Below are 20519 nucleotides of genomic sequence, written 5' to 3'. Positions count from 1 at the left end.
CGGCGCCGCGTGGCCAAGGGCAGGCGGTCACTGTAGGCTCTGCAGGGCAATCGGCAGAGGGAGTGGGTGAGTGGATTTCAAGGCGAAGATTTCCCTGCGGCGTCCGCGTGACGGCAGCGAGCTGCCCACGGGGCACGGCGCGGAGTGGCGGGACGAGCTGATCGAGCGGCTGGAAAGCGACCGCGGGCGCATCATCAACTGCGCCGCGGTACGCCGACTGCAGCAGAAGACCCAGGTCTTCCCGCTGGAACGCAACGCCGCGGTGCGCAGCCGCCTGACCCATTCGCTGGAGGTGCAGCAGGTCGGTCGGCACATCGTGCGCACGCTGTTCCACAAGCTCGGGCCGCGGGCTGCCGAACATGGCCTCGACGGCCTCGACGGCGCCCTGGAAACCCTGGTGGAAATGGCCTGCCTGACCCACGACGTGGGCAACCCGCCGTTCGGCCACTTCGGCGAATTCGCCATCGGCGACTGGTGCGCCCGGCACCTCGACGGGCTGTTCGCCGCGGCGGTGCCAACGCCGAGCGATAACGAGCTGCGCCAGCGCATGCTCGCCGACCTCAACGCCTTCGAAGGCAACGCCCAGGCCATCCGCCTGGTGCACCGTTTGCACGACATGAACCTGACTTACAGCCAGGCGGCGTGCATGCTCAAGTACGTGCGCGCCGCCCATCAACCCCGCCCACCGAAGGGCAGCGCCGGTGCCTACTTGCGCAAGAAGCCCGGCTTCTACCTCAGCGAGGAAGGCTTCGTCGAGGGGCTGTGGCAGGCCCTGGGCATGGCGCCGCAGACGCGCTACCCGCTGGTCTACGTGATGGAGGCGGCGGACGACATTTCCTACTGCCTGGCCGACCTGGAAGACGCCGTGGTCAAGGGCATCCTCGACCTCGACCGGCTCTGCGAGCTGCTGCGTGATACCTTCGCCCGCTTCAAACCGCTGGACAGCGTGATCGATGCCAAGGGTCGCAGTTTCGCCGAGCTGCTGCAGGATGCCTGGCAGCGGGCCGCCGACGAGCCGGTGGACAAGGTCGGCAAGTTCTTCATCCGCCTGCGGGTGAACCTGATCCACCCGCTGGTGCAGCACGCCGCCGAGCAGTTCATCGAGCAGCTCGACGCAGTGTTCGCCGGCACCCTCGACCGTGCCCTGCTGGAAGACGACAGCGCCGCCTGCGCGGTGGTGCAGACCTTCAAGACCGTTGGCGCCGAGCACGTGTTCTGCCACCGCGAGGTCGACACGTTGCAGCTGCAGGGACTGCGCATCCTGCAGGGCCTGCTCGAGGTGTATGGCGCCTTGCTTGGCCTGGATGGCGAGGCCTTTCAGGCCATGCTCGCCGGGGGCGGCCGCGCCGACCTGCGCATGCTGATCCGCCGTCTGCCAACCCACCTGCTCAGTGCCTACCGCCAGGCCCTGACCCAGCAGCAAGGCGCCGACGCGCCGCTGTGGGAGTTCTACCACCGCACCCGTCTGCTGCTGGATTTCGTCAGCGGCCTCACCGACCAGCTGGCGCAGGATGAGTACCGGGTGCTCAGCGCCCAGTAGGCCACGCGGATGCAAGAGGCCAGAGCGATGACCTAGGGTGCGCACGGTGCGCCGAACATTCGGCGGCAATAAAAAAGCCGGGTATCGCGAGATACCCGGCTTTTTCGTTGGTGTGCCGTGATCAGTTGTGGCGGATCAGGTGGTCGAAGGCGGACAGCGAGGCCTTGGCCCCTTCGCCCACGGCGATGACGATCTGCTTGTACGGCACGGTGGTTACGTCGCCGGCGGCGAAGATGCCCGGCAGCGAGGTTTCACCACGGGCGTCGACGATGATTTCGCCACGGTTGCTCAGCTCGACGGTGCCTTTCAGCCAGTCGGAGTTCGGCAGCAGACCGATCTGCACGAAGATGCCTTCCAGCTCGATGTCGTTGAAGGCCTCGGAGTTGCGGTCCTTGTAGACCAGGCCGGTGACCTTCTGCCCGTCGCCTTTCACTTCGCTGGTCAGGGCGCTGGTAATCACGGTGACGTTCGGCAAGCTGTAGAGCTTCTTCTGCAGCACGGCATCGGCGCGCAGCTGGCTGTCGAATTCGAGCAGGGTGACCTGGGCGACGATGCCAGCCAGGTCGATGGCCGCTTCCACGCCGGAGTTGCCGCCGCCGATCACCGCCACGCGCTTGCCCTTGAACAGCGGGCCGTCACAGTGCGGGCAGTAGGCCACGCCCTTGTTGCGGTACTCCTGCTCGCCGGGCACGTTCATTTCCCTCCAGCGTGCGCCGGTGGAGAGGATCACGGTCTTGGCCTTGAGGCTGGCACCGCTCTCGAACCTGACCTCGTGCAGGCCGCCCTCGGCGCTGGCCGGGATCAGGGCGCTGGCACGCTGCAGGTTCATGATGTCGACTTCGTACTGCTTGACGTGCTCTTCCAGGGCGCGCGCCAGTTTCGGCCCTTCGGTCTCCTGCACGGAGATGAAGTTCTCGATGGCCATGGTGTCGAGCACCTGGCCGCCGAAGCGCTCGGCGGCAACGCCGGTGCGAATGCCTTTACGTGCGGCGTAGATCGCCGCCGCGGCGCCGGCCGGGCCACCACCGATGACCAGCACGTCGAAGGCATCCTTGGCGTTGAGCTTCTCGGCATCACGCGCGGCGGCGCCGGTGTCGATCTTGGCGAGGATCTGCTCGACCTCCATGCGGCCCTGGCCGAACAGTTCGCCGTTCAGGTAGATGCTCGGCACGGCCATGATCTGGCGCTGCTCGACTTCTTCCTGGAACAGCGCGCCGTCGATGGCGACATGGCGGATGTTGGGGTTGAGCACGGCCATCAGGTTCAGCGCCTGGACCACGTCCGGGCAGTTCTGGCAGGACAGCGAGAAGTAGGTCTCGAAGTTGAATTCGCCTTCGATGTTGCGGATCTGCTCGAGGATCTCGGGTGCGGCTTTCGACGGGTGACCGCCGACCTGTAGCAGGGCGAGTACCAGCGAGGTGAATTCGTGGCCCATCGGAATGCCGGCGAAGCGCAGGCTGATATTGCCGTTGGCACGGTTGAGCGAGAACGATGGGACACGAGCGTCGCTGCCATCGGTCTTCAGGGTGATCTTGTCGGTCAGGCTGACGATGTCGTCGAGCAGACCCTTCATTTCCTGGGATTTGTCGCTGTCATCGAGGGACGCGACGATCTCGAACGGCTGGGTGACCTTCTCGAGGTAGGCCTTCAACTGGGTTTTAAGAGTGGCATCCAACATGACAGGTTTCCTTTTACGAATTTCGGACGAACAAACGCCCGGGCGGATCGCGCCCGGGCGTTCGGGCGCCTGCTGAAGCCTGGTAAGGCTTCGTGAGGCGAAAAATGGAGTGGAGCGCGTCGCGAGCGACGGCAGTGCAAGGCGAACTAAGACGAGGGCCGGTCGGAGTCGCGGGCGACTTTACGAGCTGTAAATGAGCAGCCCGAGTCTTAGTTCAACGCAGCACTGCCTAGCGCAGCAGCCCTCCATCCATTTTTAGATTTTGCCGACCAGGTCCAGGGACGGAGCCAGGGTCTTCTCGCCTTCTTTCCACTTGGCCGGGCAGACTTCACCCGGGTGCGAAGCGGTGTACTGGGCAGCTTTCAGCTTGCGCAGGGTCTCGCCGACGTCACGAGCGATCTCGTTGGAGTGGATTTCCACGGTCTTGATCACGCCTTCCGGGTTGATCACGAAGGTACCGCGCAGGGCCAGGCCTTCTTCCGGGATATGCACGCCGAAGGCGTTGGTCAGAACGTGGGTCGGGTCGCCGATCAGCGGGAACTGAGCCTTGCCGACAGCCGGGGAAGTCTCGTGCCAGACCTTGTGCGAGAAGTGGGTGTCAGTGGTGACGATGTACACTTCGGTACCGGCCTTCTGGAACTCGGCGTAGTTGTTGGCAGCGTCTTCGATTTCGGTAGGGCAGTTGAAGGTGAAGGCTGCCGGCATGAAGATCAGGACCGACCATTTGCCTTTCAGGCTTTCTTCGGTGACCTCGATGAACTTGCCGTTGTGGAACGCGTTGGCTTTGAAAGGCTGTACTTGAGTGTTGATCAGAGACATCAGTGAACTCCTTCAGGGGGTTGGTAATTTGATGGAGGCCATCCTAACGGGGTTGGCCGGAATCTCTTAATTGATTGAGGCCATGAGCACGATTGCTTTGGCCTATACGCATCGCGCGGCGGCGTCTGCGACGGCAATCTGCCAGGACGGACAAGGCTAGACGATTGATATTTCCCGCGCGAGACATTTGCCGCATCGCGGGAAAATAGCTCAGCGCGGCAGTTGCAGTTCCGGGTGCTGGCGGCGGTGCTGCTCGAAGATGAACTGACGCAGGCGCTCGGCGTGCTCGGCGTGGCGCAGCCTGAGTACGTAGGCGCCCTGGTGCGGCGCTACCAGGCGAACCAGCCGGCCGCGCACGGCGATGGCGTCCTGCTCGGGCAGCGGCAGCCACAGGTCGAACTGCACCGGCAGCAGCGCCGCGCCGCTGACCAGCAGGCCGTTGGGGGAAATCTGCTGCACCTGCAGGTCGCTGGGCCGGGCATTGTCGTCGAGCAGGGGCAACGGCGTTTCCAGGTGCAGGCGCAGAGGACGCTGCACGGCACCTTCCTCGAAAATGCTCGGCGCACCCAGTTCGAGCTGCAGGTTGTGCAGTTCGTCCTCGATCATCTGCACCGGGAACGACATCCAGTAGCCATCGAAGCGCGCATCCAGGCTCAGCTGGGCGTTCTGCGCCAGTGCGCTGAGCAGGGCGTTGCCACGCGGATCACCGTCGACATTGAAGGTCGGGATCTGCAGGCGCTTGCCGATCAGCGGGCTGTCGAACATGTGTTGAATGAAATCCAGCTCTTCGCTGGACAATACGGACTGCTCGGACACGGACTTCACCCTCGTGGGGAACGGGCTCGTGGGGTGGGGGCGAGCTGTCGCAAGCGATGGCAAGCGCCAGGGGCGCTGGGGGCGGGGTTAGCGTGGCGACTTCAAGGCTGCGAGCTCTTCCTTGAGACGGGCAACTTCGGCTTCGAGTTCCGTTACCCGCTGCTTGGCGATGACTTCCTCGCTGACATCCTTCTGGATGCCGATGAAATAGGTGAGCTGGTCGCCGTCGTTGAACACCGGGGTTATCGACAGCTCGTTCCAGAAGGCGCTGCCGTCCTTGCGGTAGTTGCGGATCACCTGGCGGCATGGCTGATGGCTGAGCACGGCCTGGCGAATCACGGCCACGGCCGGCTGGGCGCGGTCTTCGCCCTGCAGGAAGCGGCAATCCTGGTAGAGAATGTCGTCGCTGGCGTAGCCGGTCAGGCGCTCGAATGCGGCATTGGCATAGATCAGAATGTTGTCGTCGCCTTCCTGTTCGGCGACCACGATGCCGTCGTTGGAGGCGTCGATCACCAGTTGCAGCAGCTTGGCATTGATCATGGTTCGGGCTCTGGAGGCGCAGTTGGCTGCATTCTAAGTCATCCCGATGCACTGTCCACTTGCGGCATAATGCGAGGGATTATCAACATGTTTCGGAGTTCTGCATGAAAGTCGCCATCCTGTCGGGTTCGGTCTACGGCGCCGCCGAAGAAGTCGCCCACCGCGCCCAGAGCCTGCTGCAGGCCGCCGGTTTCGAGACCTGGTACAAGGCCGGCACCAGCCTCGCCGACCTGCAGGGCTTCGCCCCCGATGCACTGCTGGCCGTGACCTCGACCACCGGCATGGGCGAGTTGCCCGGCAACCTGCAGGGCCTCTACTACGAGATCCGTGACACCTTTCCGGCGTGGAGCGGGCGCCCGGCCGGCGTGGTCGCGCTGGGCGACTCGAGCTACGACACCTTCTGCGGCGGCGGCGAGCTGATGCGCGAGCTATTCCTCGAACTGGGCATGCGCGAGGCACTGCCGATGCTGCGCCTGGACGCCAGCGAAAGCGTGACCCCCGAGGACGATGCCCAGCCCTGGCTGGTCGAATTCATCGCCACGCTGCAGGGTTAATCGCGGCAGTCCACCCGTCTGGCCACTCGCGGCCGGGCGAGTGGGGGCTGACCGCCACGGTCACTAAGCTGGCCTGCAAGGCGACTATGCCTTGGCGCACAGGTCACTAGACTCTTCGGCACAACAACAAACCGAGGATTTCGCCATGACCGCTGCACAAGCCTTTCCCGAAATCAACGTACGCGACCAGGTGTCCGCTGCCGAATGGCAGACCCGCGTCGACCTGGCCGCCTGCTACCGCCTGATCGCCCTGTACGGTTGGGACGACCTGATCTTCACCCACATCTCGGCCAAGGTGCCGGGCACCGAAGACTTCCTGATCAACCCCTACGGGCTGATGTTCCACGAAATCACCGCGTCGAGCCTGGTCAAGGTCGACCTGGCCGGCAAGAAGCTGATGGACGGCCCGTTCGACATCAACCCGGCCGGCTACACCATTCACAGCGCCGTGCACGAAGTGCGGCATGACGCCGGCTGCGTGCTGCATATTCACACCCCGGCCGGGATCGCCGTGTCGGCGCAGAAGGGCGGCCTGCTGCCGCTGTCGCAACAGTCGCTGTTCGTGCTCGCCAGCCTGGCTTATCACGGTTATGAAGGCGTGGCGTTGAATCACGACGAGAAATCGCGCCTGCAGGCCGACCTGGGCGACAAGAACTTCATGATCCTGCCCAACCACGGCCTGATGACCGCGTTCGGCAGCATCGCCGATGCCTTCCTCGGCATGTTCACCCTGCAGCGCGCCTGCGAAATCCAGATCATGGCGCAGAGTGGCGGCACCGAGCTGATCCACATTCCGCAGCAGATCCTCGACGGCGCCCGGGCGATGATCGCCGGCGTGATGAAAAGCCCGCAGGGCATGGGTGGCGCGCTGCCGTGGCCGGCGCTGCTGCGCAAGCTCGATCAGCAGATGCCCGGCTACGCCAACTGATGGCGCTGCCTGGTATTGCCCTGGCGGACTGGCGCGCGCAGGGGCAGGGCTTCAGCTTTGGCGGGCACGCGATTCGCTACTGGACGGCGGGGCCGGCAGACGGCGAGCCATTGTTGTTGATCCACGGCTTCCCCACCGCCAGTTGGGACTGGCATTACCTCTGGCAGCCCCTGGCCGAGCGCTACCGGCTGATCGCCTGCGACATGCTCGGTTTCGGCTATTCGGCCAAGCCGCGCGCTCACTTGTATAGCCTGCTGGAACAGGCTGACCTGCAGCAGGCGCTGCTCGCCCACCTGGGCGTCGACGGGCCGGTGCATGTGCTGGCGCACGATTATGGCGACAGCGTGGCCCAGGAACTGCTGGCGCGGCACCATGACGGTCACATCCAGCTCGCCAGCTGCGTGTTCCTCAATGGCGGACTGTTCCCGGAGACCCATCGCCCGGTGCTGATGCAGAAACTGCTGCTCAGCCCGTTGGGACCGTTGCTCGGCAGGCTGTTCTCGCGCGCCAAGCTGAAGGCCAACCTGACCAAGGTGTTCGGCCCGCAGACGCCGCCCAGCGAGAGCGAGCTGGACGCCTTCTGGGCGCTGATCGCGCACAACGACGGCCCGGCGGTGATGCACCGGCTGATCCGCTACATCCTCGATCGCCGCGAGCAGCGCGAACGCTGGGTAACGGCGATGCAAAAGGGCGGGGTACCGCTGCGGGTGATCGATGGCGCGCTCGATCCGATTTCCGGGGCGCACATGGTCGCGCGCTACCGCGAACTGATCGCCAACCCGGACACGGTTCTGCTCGAGGATATCGGCCACTATCCGCAGACCGAAGCACCACAGGCGGTGCTGCAGCACTACCTCACCTTTCGTCAGGGACTCGACCGCGCATGAACAGACGGCACCTTCTCGCACTTCTCTCGGTTGGCGGCGTGGCCGCACTCGGTGGCGGCTTCTGGGCCTTGCCCACCGGCCCGGCGCCGGCGGCGCTGAGCCTGGAGGGCGCGCAGCAGGTGCTCGCCGGCCTGGTCGGCCGTGAGCTGGTGAGCAGCAAGGGTTGGAGCCCGGCCGAGGTATTCAACCACTGCGCGCAGAGTGTCGAGTATTCGCTGGATGGCTTTCCGGAGCTGAAACCGGCCTGGTTCCGCGAGAGTGTCGGGCCGCTGGCGTTTTCCGTGTTTGCTGCCCGTGGCGCCATGCGTCACTCGCTGATCGAGCCGATTCCCGGTGCCGCGCCGCTGGCCGAACCGGCGTCCACCGATGCCGCCATCGCCCGCCTGCAGCAGTCCCTGCAGCGTTTTGCCGCGCACACCGAGGCGCTGCAGCCGCACTTCGCCTATGGCCTGCTCAGCCCCGAGGACTACGCCCAGGCGCATGTGATGCACCTGTACAACCACCTCAGCCTGATCCGCGTCGCCTGAGCCGGCTGATGCCCATCGGCTGGCGAGCCGGGCTGGTTGGCAGCGCGCTGCTGGCGCTGACCGCCTGTGGCGGTCACGAGCGTGTATCCCCTACACCTGTTTGGGACGGCTGGTACCAGAATCTCGCCGAGCCCACGGCCGTGCCGCGCTACCTGTGGCGCGAGCTGGCGCCGATTGGTCAGGCGCAACCCGAGGGTGAATACGTGCACCTGCGCCGGCTCGGTGACGGCTATCTGCAGCTCAGCCTGTACCGCCAGGCGCGCTGCGTGGCGCGCATGGAGCTGCAGGGCGAGTGGCGCGAGCAAGCTTTCTTCCACGAGCAGAGCTACTTCAGCGGCCTGCCACCGCTGGCTTGGGGGCGGCAGTCGCGCGAGGCGCAGGTGCGGGTGCGTGACGACCACCTGCAGATGCAGTTGCACGAGAGCAGCTTCGGCATGTTCCTGATCATCGCCGGTGGCGCGCCGGACCATGACGCCAGTTACCGCTTCGACGCCGTTGCTGCGCCTGCGGCGCATGACGATGGTTGCCCGCCGAGTACGGCCAGTGCGGACGGCTACCGTTGATCCACTAACTCGAACAGCGCTCGCCGAGCGGCAGTCGGTTTCAGGGTAACCATTCAATTTCATTGAGGTGACCCATGAACAACAACAAGCTTTCCGCACTGCTCTTCAGTGGCCTGCTGGCCAGCCTGTCCGTCCCAGCCTTCGCCGAAACCGACGCCACGGGCCCGACCGTGCCCGGCCCGACGTCGCCCAGCTCGCCTTCGACCACTGGCACCGGTACCAACGGCACTGGCACGGGCTCTACAACGCCGGGGGCACCGACGCCTGGCACCGACGGTAGCGGGACCGGGACCGGGATTGGCACCGGTACTAATGGCACTGGAACCGGAACCGGCATCGGTAACGGTACCAATGGCAACGGTATCGGCACCGGGAACGGCACCACCGCGCCGGGAACCAACGGCACTGGTACCGGGATTGGAACCGGCACTGGCACAACTGCGCCTGGCACCGGAACCGGTACTGGCACTGGCATGGGCGGCTCGGGCAGCGGCATGGGTACTGGCACCGGCGGTACTACCGGTGGCGGCACTACTGGCGGTCCTGCTGGCGGCACCAGTGGTGGTTCCACTGGCGGCGCAACCGGCGGTGGTGCTGCAGGTGGCGGCGCGGGCGGTGCAAGCGGTGGCGGCAGCGGCGGTGGCCAGTAACGGCGCGTAGCGGTGGTCAGGGTCTGACCATCCCGTCGTCTTATCGAGTGACATTCAGGCAGCCCGTTTTTCCTTGTGAAGCGCTCTGCGCTGCCTGACACTCGCTGCTTTGCCACCTGCCAAGAGGTCCGCTTCATGAGTGATGCCGTTCGATTCGAAGACAAAGTGGTCATCGTCACCGGTGCCGGTGGCGGTTTGGGCCGTGCCCACGCGCTGCTGTTCGCCAAGCATGGCGCCCGTGTGGTGGTCAACGATCTGGGCGGCAGCACTCACGGCGAAGGCGCCAACGCCTCGGCCGCAGATAAGGTGGTCGCGGAAATCCAGGCCGCTGGCGGTACTGCCGTGGCCAACCACGATTCGGTCACCGACGGCGACAAGATCGTGCAGAACGCGCTGGACGCCTTCGGTCGTATCGACGTGGTGGTGAATAACGCCGGCATCCTGCGCGACAAGTCCTTCCACAAGATGGAGGACGCTGACTGGGATCTGGTCTACAAGGTCCACGTCGAGGGCGCTTACAAGGTGACCCGCGCGGCGTGGGAGCACATGCGCGAGCAGCAGTACGGCCGCGTGATCTTCACCGCATCCACCTCCGGCATCTACGGCAACTTCGGCCAGAGCAACTATGGCATGGCCAAGCTGGGCCTGTACGGCCTGACCCGCACCCTGGCGATCGAAGGGCGCAAGAGCAACATCCTGGTCAACGCCATTGCCCCCACCGGCGGCACGCGCATGACCGAAGGCCTGATCCCGCCGCAGGTGTTCGAGCAGCTCAAGCCCGAGCTGGTCAGCCCGCTGGTGGTCTTCCTCGGTAGCGAGCAGTGCAAGGACACGTCCGGCCTCTACGAAGTCGGTGGCGGCTGGATGGGCAAGGTGCGTTGGGAGCGCAGCCTGGGCGCCGGTTTCGACCCGCGCGTCGGCTTCAGCCCGGAAGACGTGGCGGCCAGTTGGAAGCAGATCGGCGACTTCGAGGGGGCGGTCCACCCGGATGACAACGTCACCGCGCTGCGCGAGATGATGGCCAACCTGCAGAAGCACATTGGCTGATCCATTCGCTGTTTGATAAGAAGGCCGATTCGTCGGCCTTTTTCATGCGTGCGGAAAAGCTGCCCGCGGCTGTCAGTGCAGGGCCGGGGTCCTGCTCAACTCGCGCAGGCGATGGCCGAGGCGGATGCGCTCCGGCTCGTCGTCGCACAGCAGCAACGCGCGTTCCAGGTCATAGCGTTCGGCTTGCGGGCAATCCAGGGCGCGGTAGATGGCGGCGCGGGTGAGGTGGTCTTCGGCGCGTGGCTCGGCCAGCAGCAGAATGCGCTCGGCGTCCTTCAGCGCAGCCAGGTGGTTGCCGTCGTTGCTGTGCAGCTGACACAGGTTGCGCGACAGGCGCAGCAGCAGGGCGCGGGCATCGCAGCTTTGCAGGTGGGCGGCGTTGAGTTCGTTGTTGGTGCCAGCGACGCGCGCCAGCAGCTCGCGGCAGTCGCGGGTATACAGGCGCCGGCCGTTGCACGGGTCGAGCAGGTGATCGGCACCGGGCACGCGCACCAGCAGGTAGCCGGGGAAATTCACCGCCTGCAGGGCAATGCCCAGCTGCCGCGCCAGTTCCAGGGCAATCAGCGCCAGGGACAGCGGCTGTCCGCGTCGGCGTTGCAGCACCAGATGCAGCAGGGCCGCGTGCGGGCGCAGCGGGTAATCGTCGTCTTCGTGGAAGCCCAGCTCATTGAGGCGTCGCAGCAGCGGTTGCGCCAGCTCGTTCGGTGGCAGTTGCGGCAGCCCGGCGGCGACCTGCTGGCGCAGATTGCCGAAGTCGCGCAGCAGGGCGGCAGGCTGCACCTGTGGGTCATGCTCGGCGGCAATCCACAGGGCCGCTTCGAACGGAGCACTGGGCTCCCTTTCCAGGCATTCGAGCCAAGCTGGGCGTGTCGTCATCGGAGATCCCTCGACGGTGCTGTCAGCTGACTTTTAGCTGGCGGCGTCACGCTCGTCCAGTGGCGCGAGGTTCTGCGAGTCGCGGCGGCGCTCGGCGAGCGGGTCGATCAGGCGTAGATGCGCTGGCCGCGGTACATGCGCACCGAGCCGCGTGGGGCTTCGGCGACGGCGGCCGGCGGGGCGATCGGCATGATCTCGGCGCTCGGCTGGACGTGGCCACGGTACTGCTGGCGCGGGGCTGCGTGGGCGTCATCGGCGTGCGTGGCGGGGGCCTGGAAGTCGCTCATTTCGGCCAGGCGAATGCCCAGGCTGCGGGTTTCCTGGTCGCTCGAGCGCAGGCAGGCCATCAGCATGGCTTCCACGGCGTCGGGCTGGCTGAGGCGGATGTCCACGCACAGCTCGTCACGCAGACGACGGCGCAAGGCCTGCATGCAATCCAGTACGGCTTTATTCAGTTCCATGCTGTTCCCCTGATCAGTTGAATCCAGCGTGACCGGCTTCGCGCCAGCCAGGTATCCCCCGATACCTCGCCAGGGGTTTTGCAAGGTGCGTACCAACGCAGCGAGGCCGCGAACTGTGCGGCTCGTCACAGGTCAATGAGGGGCAGAGCTGCCCGTGGCTGGTGCGCCTTGCACTTGTCTGGCGCAGCGCTGCGGGTGGTGGACCCTAACGGGTATACTGCCGGCAGATTTTCGACCTCGATGCTTTTCCTGAAGGTTTCCCCATGCGCAACGATGCTCGCGACGAACTCGACCATATTCCCAGCCTGACCACCGACACCCGCGACCAGGACGATTTCGCCCCTGGACACGCGGCCATCGACCGCCACCAGCCGGCTTATGGCGCACGCAGCACCGCTGCGGCGCCAGTTGCCCGCTCGGGCAGTTCCGGCGCGCTGTGGGCCTTGGTCGGGGCAATGGCCATCGCCCTGGGCGGGGTGAGCTGGTGGAGCTTCCAGCAGATCTCCCTGATGGAACAGCAACTGGTCGCTACCCAGGAAAGCTTCGCGCGCATCAGCGAAGAAGCCGCCGGGCGCATCCAGGACATCTCCGGCAAGGTAGTGGCCACCGAATCCAACGTCACCAGCGGCAGCGAGCAAGTGAAACTGCGGGTCAAACAGCTGGAGACCAAGCTCGCCGAGTTGAGCAAGCAGCAACAGAACGTGTCCAGCCAGCAAGCCGCCCAGGTCAAGCGCATCGACCAGTTGGGCGCCGACCTGAAGAGCCAGCAGACCGTCACCGGCCAGTTCGACGGCAAGCTCACCGCCCTGGCCAGCGAGCAGAAGAGCGGCCTGGCCGGCGTCGGCAAGCTTGAAAGTCAGCTCAAGAGCCTGGGCAGCGATGTCGAGGCGCTGAAGAAGCAGGGCAACCCGAGCCAGGCCATCGGCCGTCTGGAGCAGGATCTGCTGGTGCTGCGCAGCGAGCTGGACAACCGCCCGGCTGCCTCGCAGAACAACGCCGAGTTCGACGCTTTCCGCGGGCAGATGACGCGTAACATCAGCACCCTCCAGGCGCAGGTGCAGAACCTGCAGCAGCAGCTCAACGCCCGCTGAGTAACCGTCGCCCAATAAAAAGCCCCGCCTAGGCGGGGCTTTTTATTGGCTACGTCGCTGTTACGCGTTGCCCGGAGCGAGCATTTCGCCTGCCCATACCGAGCTGGATTCCCGCCTGCGCGGGAATGACGAGGCAGCGGTAGCGCCGCGTCGTTCCACCCACTCCGCCATCCCGCCGGCGGGAATCCGGAGGCATCTGACCGCACGAAAGTGGCTAGGCAGATGACGCAACACGAAACAGGGACATTGCCTGATCGTATCGCCGCGGCAGGCCGAAGAGCGCGCTACGCGCCATCGACCCGCCCTGCGGTCGCGACTTACAGGCGCGGGTAATCGATATAGCCGACCGGGCCCTTGCCGTAGAACAGGTCCGGACGCGGCTCGTTGAGCGGCGCGTCGCTGGCCAGGCGCTGGGGCAGGTCCGGGTTGGCGATGAAGGGGATGCCGAATGCCACGGCATCGGCCTTGCCTTCGGCCAGCCAGGTGTTGGCCTGCTCCTTGGTGAAGCGCTCGTTGGCGATGAACACGCCGCCGAACTGCTCCTTGAGGTACGGCGTCAGGCTGTCGTCGGCGACCTTCTCGCGGGCGCAGAGGAAGGCAACTTTGCGCTTGCCCAGCTCGCGGGCGACATAGCCGAAGGTTTCGTGGCGGTTGGAGTCGCCCATGTCGTGGGAGTCGGCACGCGGCGCCAGGTGCACGCCAACGCGGCCGGCACCCCAGACACCGATCACTGCGTCGGTGACTTCCAGCAGCAGACGCGCGCGGTTTTCCAGCGAGCCGCCGTACTGGTCGTTGCGCTGGTTGGTGCTGTCCTGCAGGAACTGGTCGAGCAGGTAGCCGTTGGCGGCGTGGATCTCGACGCCGTCGAAGCCGGCGGCCTTGGCATTTTCAGCGCCGTGGCGATAGGCCTCGACGATGTCGGCGATTTCCTCGGTGTCGAGGGCGCGCGGGGTGACGAAGTCCTTCAATGGGCGAACCAGGCTGACGTGGCCGGCGGGCTTGATCGCGCTCGGCGCCACCGGAGTTTCGCCATCCAGATACAGCGGGTCGGAAATGCGCCCGACGTGCCACAGCTGCAGGACGATGCGCCCGCCGTTGGCGTGCACCGCACGGGTGACGTTGTGCCAGCCCTTGACCTGCTCGTCGGACCAGATGCCGGGGGTGTCCGGGTAGCCGACGCCCATCGGCGTGACCGAGGTGGCCTCGCTGATGATCAGGCCGGCCGAGGCGCGCTGTACGTAGTATTCGGCAATCAGGGCACCGGGCACGCGGCCGGCTTCAGCGCGGCAGCGGGTCAGCGGGGCCATGACGATGCGGTTCGGCAGGTCGAGTTCGCCGATCTGAATGGGGTCGAAAAGCGTTGGCATGGGTGGATCTCCTTGGATGGATTCAGTCGAGTGCGACGGCCGGGCGGGAAGTGCCGGTCGCCAGGGAAAAGGTCAGGAGGGTGGCGAGCAGGGCCAGTACGGCCAGCGCCGCCGCGGCCAGCGGTACGGCAGTCAGGCCCAGGCCCTGGGCGATAACCACGCCACCGACCCAGGCGCCCAGCGCGTTGCCGAGGTTGAAGGCGCCGATGTTGAGGGTGGACACCAGGTTGGGCGCGGCTTTGCCGAAGGTCATCACGTTGATCTGCAGGGCCGGCACGGCGGCGAAGGCGGCCACGGCCCAGAGGAACAGGGTGATTTCCGCCGGGATCAGCGCCTGGCTGGTCCAGCTGAACAGGGTGCTGAGCAGGGCCAGGCTGGCGAATACGCCGGCCATGGTGGTCGCCAGGCGCCAGTCAGCCAGCTTGCCGCCAACGATGTTGCCCACGGTCAGGCCCAGGCCGATCAGCAGCAGGGTCCAGGTCACGCCGCGCGGCGAAACGCCGGTGACGTCGCCGAGCAGCGGGGCGATGTAGGTGAACAGGGCGAACATCGACGCGGAGAACAGCACGGTGGTGCTCAGTGCCAGCCAGAAACCGATGCCGCGCAGGGCCGCGAGTTCGGCGCGCAGGTTGGCCTTCTCTTCATCACGCATGGCCGGCAGCACGCGCCACAGGCCGATCAGGGCGACTACGCCGATCCCGGTCACGGCCCAGAAGGTCGAACGCCAGCCGGCGTACTGGCCGAGCGCTGTACCCAGCGGCACGCCGAGCACGTTGGCCAGGGTCAGGCCGGTGAACATCAGGGCGATGGCGGAGGCGCGGCGGTTTTCCGGAACGAGACTGGCGGCGACCACTGAGCCAATGCCGAAGAAGGCGCCGTGGCAGAGCGCGGTGACCACCCGCGCGACCATCAGCAGCTCGTAGTCAGCAGCCAGGGCGCAGAGCAGGTTACCGAGAATGAAGATGCTCATCAGCGTCAGCAGGGCGGCCTTGCGTGGCCAGCTGGAGGTGACCAGGGCCATGAAAGGCGCGCCGAAGGCCACGCCCAGGGCATAGCCGGTTACCAGCCAGCCGGCGCCGGGGATGCTCACGCCCAGGTCGGCGGCGACATCGGGCAGCAGGCCCATGATGACGAATTCCGTGGTGCCGATGGCAAACGCGGATAAAGCGAGTACGAGAAGCGCAAGAGGCATGTTGCCTGCTCCTGAGGAAACGGTTTTTTGGATGCCACGGCGCTTGGGCCGTGGCTGGGTCTGAGTTCTTAGAGTTCTTGGCGGAACTGTTCGAGGAAGGCCTGGATGGCTTCTTCGTTACGTTTGAAGAAGCTCCACTGGCCAACCTTGCGGCTGCTGATCAGGCCGGCACGCTGGAGGGTGGCGAGGTGTGCCGATACGGTCGACTGCGACAGGCCGCAGCGCTCGAACTGGCCAGCACACACGCCGAATTCCAACGGGTGATCCTGATCGGCGAAATGCTGCTCCGGCTCCTTCAGCCAGGTGAGAATTTCGCGCCTGACCGGGTGGGACAGGGCTTTGATGATTTCGTCGATGTCGACAGGCATGGCAGTCACTTGGTAGTTCGGTTTATCGCGATGGAGGGAACTATATATCGTTAGATCGCGATATTCAAATATGAATTTGCAATCAGCCGAGATTTTTTGCTTCTAAGAACCTGATTCAAAGCCTCGCGAGCTAGAGCCCTGTAAGGCCTAGGCGGCCCCACAAAAACAGGCGAGGAAGCGGAGTTTACGAGCTGTAAATGAGCATTCTGATGGGGGCGCCTAGCCTGGGCTCGCATCCGAGCCTGGTTTTAACGCAGCAGGGCCGACGCGCAGCAGACTTTGAACAGGTTCTAAGGGGCATGATGAAGGGGAGGGCGCCTCTGTTCCTGCACAGGTTTCAGAGGCGTTAGGGCGGGCTTCGTTCAGCTATTGTGCGGGGCCGTTTGGGCAAGGTGCTCGAAGTCGGCCTTGCCGCGCACTGCGCAGTCGGGGCAGGCGAAGGCGTCTGGCAATGCCTCCCAGTGGGTGCCGGGTGGATACCCCTGCTGCGGGTCACCCGCGGTTTCGTCGTAGTGATAAGCGCATTCGGGGCAGCGGTGCTGGCTCATGCCGGCGCGTCCTGCAGCTCGTAGCGGCGCATCAGCTGTTCGCGCATGCCGGGCTGGAAGTTGATCCGTGCCGCATCGCGATGCACTGCCACCAGCAAGCGCGGGTTCATCACGCGAAACCACAGCGGTGGGCAGTACGCCAGCAGGTACATGCCGAAGTAGCCGCTGGGCAGGCGCGGCAGGTCGGGGAAGTTGCGCAGCGACTGGTAGCGCCGCGTCGGGTGGGCATGGTGATCGGAGTGGCGCTGCAGGTGGAACAGCGCCCAGTTGGAGAACAGGTGGTTGCTGTTCCACGAATGGTGCGGCTGGCAGATCTCGTAGCGGCCGTTGTCCAGCTTGCGCCGCAGCAAGCCGTAGTGTTCCAGGTAGTTGGCCGAGGTCAGCTGGAAGGCGCCCCAGAAAGCAGACAGCAGCAGGTAGGGCAGCAGGTCGACGCCGAACACCAGCAGCAGGCCGCCGTACAGCGCCAGGCTGATCAGCCCCGGCTGGATGATTTCGTTGTCCAGGCTCCACACCGATTTGCCGCAGCGCCCCAGGCGTTCCTTCTCCAGTTGCCAGGCACGGCGCAGGCCGCCGGGCAGCTCGCGCAGGGCGAAGCGGTAGATGTGCTCGCCCATGCGCGACGAGGCCGGGTCGACCGGCGTCGCCACGTCGCGGTGATGGCCGCGGTTGTGCTCCACGTAGAAGTGCCCGTAGCAGCCCAGTGCCAGGGCCAGCTTGCCCAACCAGCGTTCCAGCTGGGGTTTCTTGTGGCCCATTTCGTGGCCGAGGTTGATGGCGAAGCCGAGGCCACCACCGGTGGAGATGATCATCGCCAGCACGCCGTACCAACTCAGCGGCTGGGTGGCGACGAACGCCGCGTTGGCGATGAAGCCCAGCCACAGCAGCGGCACCAGCGCATAGGTGATGCGCCGGTAGTAGAGGTCGGCTTCCAGCGCCGGCACTTCCGACTCCGGCGGGTTGCTCGGGTCCTCGCCGATCAGCGCGTCGAGCAGCGGGATGGCGAAGTAGAAGAACGCCGGCGACAACCACAACCAGGCCTGGTCGGGCGATACCAGCAAGTACAGCGCAGGGCCGCTCAGGCCCAGGCAGGGCACCAGCAGCGAATACAGCCAGAGCCAGCGTTTGCCGTCACGGTAGGGCAGTGTGGAAGGGGCAAGCGTATCCATTTGTTGTTCTCCTCGGGTTCTGCGACCTGTAGCGAGAATGGCGCGCGGGGACTCGGCACAACACCGTTGAGCTGGGCAGATAATCGTCATATGGTGACAACTCATTCCGCCGCCGGACGACGCCATGCCAGCTTCTGTCTCGCCGTTGCAGCCCTACCTGCACCCGATCTACGCCCGCCTGATGTGCGCGGCATTGCGCCAGCGCGGCTTCAGCGAAGGGCAGATTACCGAGGGCTGCGGCCTCGACTGGCAGCAGCTGCATGGCGATAACCGCCGCCTGAGCTTTGCCCAGGTACAGCGCCTGGTGCGCCGCGCCGTGCAGCTCACCGAATGCCCGTGGCTGGGCCTGGAGATCGGCTGCTCCACCCAGGTGTCTGCCCACGGCCCGGTCGGATACGCCGCCGTGGCCTGCGCCGACCTGCGTGGCGTGTTGCAGGTGATCGAGCGTTTCAGCGTGCTGCGCCTGAGTAGCATGCGCCTCAGTGGCTATCAGGACGGTGAGCGCTACTGGCTGCAGGGCGACGAGGAGTTCGACCTCGGCGACATTCGCGAGCATGTGCTGGCCACCGTCGCCGGTACGCTGCTGCGCCTGCTCGAAGCGGTGTGTGGCGCGCTGCCGGCCGGTGACATGCGTTTCGAGTTTCCCTACCCCGAGCCGGCCTGGGGCGCGCGTTACCGCGAGCTGTTCGGTGCCAACGTGCATTTCGAGTGCGCGGCGTATCGCATCAGCCTGCCCATCGCCTGGCTCGACCTGCCCAGCCTCAGCGCCGACGCCAACGCCGCACGCATCGCCCTGCGTGATTGCGAGCACCAGCTGCTCGGCGTCGAGCAGGGCGGCGACTGGACCACGCGGGTGCAGCTGCGCCTGCTCGCCAGCGAAGGGCGCTACCCGACGCTGACCCAGCTGGCCGAGGAATTCCACCTGTCCGAGCGCACGCTGATCCGCCGCCTGCGTGACGAGGGCAGCCATTACCAGCACCTGCTCGACGAGGTGCGCCAGGAGCTGGCCTGCTGGCTGCTGCTGAACACCCCGCTGAGCGTCGAGGCGGTGGCCGAGCGTCTGGGTTACCAGGACACCAGCAACTTCAGCCGCACCTTCCGCCGCTGGCTCGGTGCCACGCCCAAGGCCTGGCGCAGCGGGCGTATCAGCGAGGTGTTGCGATGAACTACCTGGCTCACCTGCACCTGGGCGGCGATCAGCCTCACGAGCTGCTTGGCAGCCTGTATGGCGACTTCGTCAAAGGCCCGCTGCAGGGGCGCTTTCCCGCCGAGATCGAGGCGGCCATCCGCCTGCACCGGCGTATCGATGCCTTCACCGACAGCCACGCGCTCACCGAGCGTGCCCGCGCACGCTTTCCGGCCGCCCGCCGGCGTACCTCGGGGATTCTTCTCGACCTGTTCTTCGACCACTGCCTGGCGCTGCACTGGCAGGACTACGCCAGCGTGCCGCTGGCGCAGTTCACCGCGCGGGTCTATCAGGTGCTGGCCAATCAGCCCGACCTGCCCGAACGCCTGGCCTACGTCGCCCCGCGCATGGCCGCCCAGGATTGGCTAGGCAGCTACCGCGACTTCGCCGTGCTGGAGCAGGTGCTATTCGGCATGAGCCGCCGCTTGTCCCGCCCGCAGATGCTCGATGGCGCGATGGACGAGTTGCAGCGGTTGTACGAGCCGCTGCTGGAGGACTTTCACGGCTTCTATCCCGAGCTGCAGCGTTTCGCCGGGACAGCGCTGCGGGAGCAAGGGCGGTAGGTTGGTCGCGCGGGTCATCGCGTGACTCGGGCTGCCTGATCGTTCCCACGCTCCGCGTGGGAATGCCGCCGGTGGCGCTCCGCGCCACTCAGTGCCAGCGTGAGTCCGCGGACGCGGAGCGTCCTCACCTACGCTCCCACGCGGAGCGTGGGAGCGATCGATGGACCTGCCTTACGCCGCCGCGCGTTCCTGCTCTTGCGGCTCGCCGAAGAGCGCCACCTGCACCGCGCGCTGTGCCTGGCGGGCCAGGGCGTTGCGTTCCATGCCCTGGCTGGGAATGGGCGCGAGCAGCTGGATCTGCACCGTGGCGCAGTCGCTGGCGAACAGGCGCAGCAGGTGCGAGAGCAGGTCGTCGTCGCCGATGAAGGGCGCCAGCTGATCGCTCTCGCCAGCGCGCAGGTAACGGATCGCCACCGGCTGCAGCGGCACGCCGGCCTCGATGGCGCTGGTCAGCAGGCGGCCGTGGAAGGTGCGTACCTGCTGGCCGTCGGTGGTGGTGCCTTCGGGGAAGATCAACAACTGGCGGCCGGCGCTCAGGTGGCGATGCAGCTGGTGGGCGAGCAGGGCGCTGTCGCCCGAACCGCGACGCAGGAACAGGGTGCCGGCCTTGTGCGCCAGCCAGCCGGCCAGTGGCCAGGTGCGCACCTCGGCCTTGGACAGGAACGACAGCGGCAGCAACTGGCCGAGCAGCGGGATGTCGGTCCACGACACATGGTTGCTGACCCACAGCATCGGCTCGCGCGGCAGCTCGCCCTGCAGCTGCAGGCGAAACGGCAGGGCGCCGCTGAGGCGGCGCATGAACCAGCAGGTCAGGCGTTGGCGCAGTGCCATCAGCTCGCCGCGGTGCAAACGTTCGACCAGGGCGACGCCGCTGGCCAGGCACATGCCCAGCAACAGCACGGCGCCGAGGCGGGCGAGGCGCAAATAGAGGCGCAGTTTCTTCATCATGGCTCTCAGACTCCGGATGAGGGCTGTTAGAACCTGTTTCGGGTCTTTTGAGCTAGAGCCAGGCAAGGCGAAATTGGGCGAGGACGCGGAGTTTACAGCCTGTAAATGAGCAGTACTCGCTCCACTCGCCCTCCGGGTCGCGCTAAAGCGCGTTAGCGGCAAGCCGCTTTCCGAGGCCGATTTCAACGCAGCATGGCCGAC

Annotated in this window: 23 protein-coding genes; 11 read left to right on the top strand and 12 right to left on the bottom strand. The window is 65.8% G+C overall.

Annotation, left to right across the window (positions count from 1 at the left end; all coding sequences use genetic code 11):
• The first annotated feature begins 70 nt into the window (after positions 1–70).
• Positions 71–1540 carry a dGTPase gene (gene dgt, locus IB229_RS18275; protein WP_192331325.1) on the top strand — a complete coding sequence of 490 codons (1470 nt, stop codon included), beginning with the start codon at positions 71–73 and terminating at the stop codon, positions 1538–1540.
• 121 nt (positions 1541–1661) lie between these two features.
• Here dgt and ahpF read toward each other — a convergent pair whose 3' ends face one another.
• The 4 genes from ahpF to IB229_RS18255 form a co-directional block, all read right to left on the bottom strand.
• Positions 1662–3218 carry an alkyl hydroperoxide reductase subunit F gene (gene ahpF, locus IB229_RS18270; RefSeq protein WP_192331324.1) on the bottom strand — a complete coding sequence of 519 codons (1557 nt, stop codon included), beginning with the start codon at positions 3216–3218 and terminating at the stop codon, positions 1662–1664.
• Positions 3219–3473: 255 nt separating this feature from the next.
• Positions 3474–4037 (bottom strand): alkyl hydroperoxide reductase subunit C, encoded by a 564-nt coding sequence (gene ahpC, locus IB229_RS18265; protein WP_192331323.1) that lies wholly within the window; start codon positions 4035–4037, stop codon positions 3474–3476.
• 210 nt (positions 4038–4247) lie between these two features.
• The gene (locus IB229_RS18260) at positions 4248–4853 is read right to left on the bottom strand and encodes a hypothetical protein (RefSeq protein WP_192331322.1); all 606 of its coding nucleotides are present in this window, start codon (positions 4851–4853) and stop codon (positions 4248–4250) included.
• Positions 4854–4940: 87 nt separating this feature from the next.
• Positions 4941–5393, bottom strand: a complete 453-nt coding sequence (locus tag IB229_RS18255) for a PAS domain-containing protein (RefSeq protein ID WP_192331321.1) — start codon at positions 5391–5393, stop codon at positions 4941–4943.
• 104 nt (positions 5394–5497) lie between these two features.
• Between IB229_RS18255 and IB229_RS18250 the strand changes: the two genes are divergently transcribed.
• The 7 genes from IB229_RS18250 to IB229_RS18220 all read left to right on the top strand — a co-directional run bounded on the left by IB229_RS18250 (position 5498) and on the right by IB229_RS18220 (position 10549).
• On the top strand, positions 5498–5947 hold the full coding sequence (locus IB229_RS18250) for a flavodoxin (protein ID WP_192331320.1): 450 nt from the start codon (positions 5498–5500) through the stop codon (positions 5945–5947).
• Between the two features lie 145 nt (positions 5948–6092).
• A complete protein-coding gene (locus IB229_RS18245; protein ID WP_192331319.1) occupies positions 6093–6875 on the top strand; it encodes a class II aldolase/adducin family protein in 783 nt (260 codons plus the stop codon).
• Complete coding sequence (locus IB229_RS18240; protein WP_192331318.1) at positions 6875–7762, top strand: alpha/beta fold hydrolase; 888 nt, start codon at positions 6875–6877, stop codon at positions 7760–7762. Before IB229_RS18245 ends, IB229_RS18240 begins: the two co-directional genes overlap by 1 nt.
• On the top strand, positions 7759–8289 hold the full coding sequence (locus tag IB229_RS18235; protein ID WP_192331317.1) for a DUF1569 domain-containing protein: 531 nt from the start codon (positions 7759–7761) through the stop codon (positions 8287–8289). Before IB229_RS18240 ends, IB229_RS18235 begins: the two co-directional genes overlap by 4 nt.
• Positions 8290–8297: 8 nt before the next feature.
• Positions 8298–8852, top strand: a complete 555-nt coding sequence (locus tag IB229_RS18230) for a hypothetical protein (RefSeq protein ID WP_192331316.1) — start codon at positions 8298–8300, stop codon at positions 8850–8852.
• Positions 8853–9269: 417 nt separating this feature from the next.
• Positions 9270–9512 carry a hypothetical protein gene (locus IB229_RS18225; protein WP_192331315.1) on the top strand — a complete coding sequence of 81 codons (243 nt, stop codon included), beginning with the start codon at positions 9270–9272 and terminating at the stop codon, positions 9510–9512.
• A 125-nt stretch (positions 9513–9637) separates the two neighbouring features.
• Positions 9638–10549: an SDR family oxidoreductase gene (locus tag IB229_RS18220; protein WP_192331314.1), complete on the top strand. Its 912-nt coding sequence runs from the start codon at positions 9638–9640 to the stop codon at positions 10547–10549.
• A 72-nt stretch (positions 10550–10621) separates the two neighbouring features.
• On the opposite strand, the gene IB229_RS18215 is transcribed toward IB229_RS18220, so the two are convergent.
• Both IB229_RS18215 and IB229_RS18210 read right to left on the bottom strand, forming a co-directional pair.
• Positions 10622–11425 (bottom strand): SirB1 family protein, encoded by an 804-nt coding sequence (locus tag IB229_RS18215; RefSeq protein ID WP_192331313.1) that lies wholly within the window; start codon positions 11423–11425, stop codon positions 10622–10624.
• Between the two features lie 107 nt (positions 11426–11532).
• Entirely contained in the window at positions 11533–11886 is a 354-nt protein-coding gene (locus IB229_RS18210; RefSeq protein WP_192331312.1) for a hypothetical protein, read from the bottom strand.
• 263 nt (positions 11887–12149) lie between these two features.
• Here IB229_RS18210 and IB229_RS18205 point away from each other — a divergent pair, with 263 nt between their 5' ends.
• Positions 12150–12977 carry an ATPase gene (locus IB229_RS18205; protein WP_192331311.1) on the top strand — a complete coding sequence of 276 codons (828 nt, stop codon included), beginning with the start codon at positions 12150–12152 and terminating at the stop codon, positions 12975–12977.
• Between the two features lie 317 nt (positions 12978–13294).
• On the opposite strand, the gene IB229_RS18200 is transcribed toward IB229_RS18205, so the two are convergent.
• The 5 genes from IB229_RS18200 to IB229_RS18180 all read right to left on the bottom strand — a co-directional run bounded on the left by IB229_RS18200 (position 13295) and on the right by IB229_RS18180 (position 17621).
• Positions 13295–14344 (bottom strand): alkene reductase, encoded by a 1050-nt coding sequence (locus IB229_RS18200; protein ID WP_192331310.1) that lies wholly within the window; start codon positions 14342–14344, stop codon positions 13295–13297.
• A gap of 22 nt (positions 14345–14366) precedes the next feature.
• Complete coding sequence (locus tag IB229_RS18195) at positions 14367–15536, bottom strand: MFS transporter (RefSeq protein ID WP_192331309.1); 1170 nt, start codon at positions 15534–15536, stop codon at positions 14367–14369.
• 68 nt (positions 15537–15604) lie between these two features.
• Entirely contained in the window at positions 15605–15904 is a 300-nt protein-coding gene (locus IB229_RS18190) for an ArsR/SmtB family transcription factor (RefSeq protein ID WP_192331308.1), read from the bottom strand.
• Between the two features lie 362 nt (positions 15905–16266).
• Positions 16267–16452 carry a rubredoxin gene (locus IB229_RS18185; RefSeq protein WP_192331307.1) on the bottom strand — a complete coding sequence of 62 codons (186 nt, stop codon included), beginning with the start codon at positions 16450–16452 and terminating at the stop codon, positions 16267–16269.
• A complete protein-coding gene (locus tag IB229_RS18180; RefSeq protein WP_192331306.1) occupies positions 16449–17621 on the bottom strand; it encodes an alkane 1-monooxygenase in 1173 nt (390 codons plus the stop codon). The genes IB229_RS18185 and IB229_RS18180 overlap by 4 nt, the downstream gene beginning before the upstream one ends.
• A gap of 124 nt (positions 17622–17745) precedes the next feature.
• Between IB229_RS18180 and IB229_RS18175 the strand changes: the two genes are divergently transcribed.
• Positions 17746–18786, top strand: a complete 1041-nt coding sequence (locus tag IB229_RS18175) for an AraC family transcriptional regulator (protein ID WP_192331305.1) — start codon at positions 17746–17748, stop codon at positions 18784–18786.
• On the top strand, positions 18783–19370 hold the full coding sequence (locus IB229_RS18170; protein WP_192331304.1) for an ACP phosphodiesterase: 588 nt from the start codon (positions 18783–18785) through the stop codon (positions 19368–19370). The genes IB229_RS18175 and IB229_RS18170 overlap by 4 nt, the downstream gene beginning before the upstream one ends.
• Positions 19371–19541: 171 nt before the next feature.
• Here IB229_RS18170 and IB229_RS18165 read toward each other — a convergent pair whose 3' ends face one another.
• Positions 19542–20315, bottom strand: coding sequence for a lysophospholipid acyltransferase family protein (locus IB229_RS18165; protein WP_192331614.1), 774 nt, complete (start codon positions 20313–20315; stop codon positions 19542–19544).
• Positions 20316–20519: the final 204 nt, after the last annotated feature.

Origin of the sequence: Pseudomonas sp. PDM14 (assembly GCF_014851905.1) — a bacterium.
GTDB lineage: Bacteria > Pseudomonadota > Gammaproteobacteria > Pseudomonadales > Pseudomonadaceae > Aquipseudomonas.
The sequence above is the reverse complement of the archived record's forward strand: the minus strand, read 5'-3'. Positions and strand labels throughout refer to the sequence as shown.

Bases quoted from the DNA above. Each gene is read 5' to 3' on its own strand.
- ahpF (WP_192331324.1), bottom strand. From the start codon at position 3,218: ATGTTGGATGCCACTCTTAAAACCCAGTTGAAGGCCTACCTCGAGAAG.
- ahpC (WP_192331323.1), bottom strand. From the start codon at position 4,037: ATGTCTCTGATCAACACTCAAGTACAGCCTTTCAAAGCCAACGCGTTC.
- IB229_RS18255 (WP_192331321.1), bottom strand. From the start codon at position 5,393: ATGATCAATGCCAAGCTGCTGCAACTGGTGATCGACGCCTCCAACGAC.
- IB229_RS18250 (WP_192331320.1), top strand. From the start codon at position 5,498: ATGAAAGTCGCCATCCTGTCGGGTTCGGTCTACGGCGCCGCCGAAGAA.
- IB229_RS18245 (WP_192331319.1), top strand. From the start codon at position 6,093: ATGACCGCTGCACAAGCCTTTCCCGAAATCAACGTACGCGACCAGGTG.
- IB229_RS18240 (WP_192331318.1), top strand. From the start codon at position 6,875: ATGGCGCTGCCTGGTATTGCCCTGGCGGACTGGCGCGCGCAGGGGCAG.
- IB229_RS18235 (WP_192331317.1), top strand. From the start codon at position 7,759: ATGAACAGACGGCACCTTCTCGCACTTCTCTCGGTTGGCGGCGTGGCC.
- IB229_RS18230 (WP_192331316.1), top strand. From the start codon at position 8,298: ATGCCCATCGGCTGGCGAGCCGGGCTGGTTGGCAGCGCGCTGCTGGCG.
- IB229_RS18220 (WP_192331314.1), top strand. From the start codon at position 9,638: ATGAGTGATGCCGTTCGATTCGAAGACAAAGTGGTCATCGTCACCGGT.
- IB229_RS18215 (WP_192331313.1), bottom strand. From the start codon at position 11,425: ATGACGACACGCCCAGCTTGGCTCGAATGCCTGGAAAGGGAGCCCAGT.
- IB229_RS18210 (WP_192331312.1), bottom strand. From the start codon at position 11,886: ATGGAACTGAATAAAGCCGTACTGGATTGCATGCAGGCCTTGCGCCGT.
- IB229_RS18205 (WP_192331311.1), top strand. From the start codon at position 12,150: ATGCGCAACGATGCTCGCGACGAACTCGACCATATTCCCAGCCTGACC.
- IB229_RS18200 (WP_192331310.1), bottom strand. From the start codon at position 14,344: ATGCCAACGCTTTTCGACCCCATTCAGATCGGCGAACTCGACCTGCCG.
- IB229_RS18195 (WP_192331309.1), bottom strand. From the start codon at position 15,536: ATGCCTCTTGCGCTTCTCGTACTCGCTTTATCCGCGTTTGCCATCGGC.
- IB229_RS18190 (WP_192331308.1), bottom strand. From the start codon at position 15,904: ATGCCTGTCGACATCGACGAAATCATCAAAGCCCTGTCCCACCCGGTC.
- IB229_RS18185 (WP_192331307.1), bottom strand. From the start codon at position 16,452: ATGAGCCAGCACCGCTGCCCCGAATGCGCTTATCACTACGACGAAACC.
- IB229_RS18180 (WP_192331306.1), bottom strand. From the start codon at position 17,621: ATGGATACGCTTGCCCCTTCCACACTGCCCTACCGTGACGGCAAACGC.
- IB229_RS18175 (WP_192331305.1), top strand. From the start codon at position 17,746: ATGCCAGCTTCTGTCTCGCCGTTGCAGCCCTACCTGCACCCGATCTAC.
- IB229_RS18170 (WP_192331304.1), top strand. From the start codon at position 18,783: ATGAACTACCTGGCTCACCTGCACCTGGGCGGCGATCAGCCTCACGAG.
- IB229_RS18165 (WP_192331614.1), bottom strand. From the start codon at position 20,315: ATGAAGAAACTGCGCCTCTATTTGCGCCTCGCCCGCCTCGGCGCCGTG.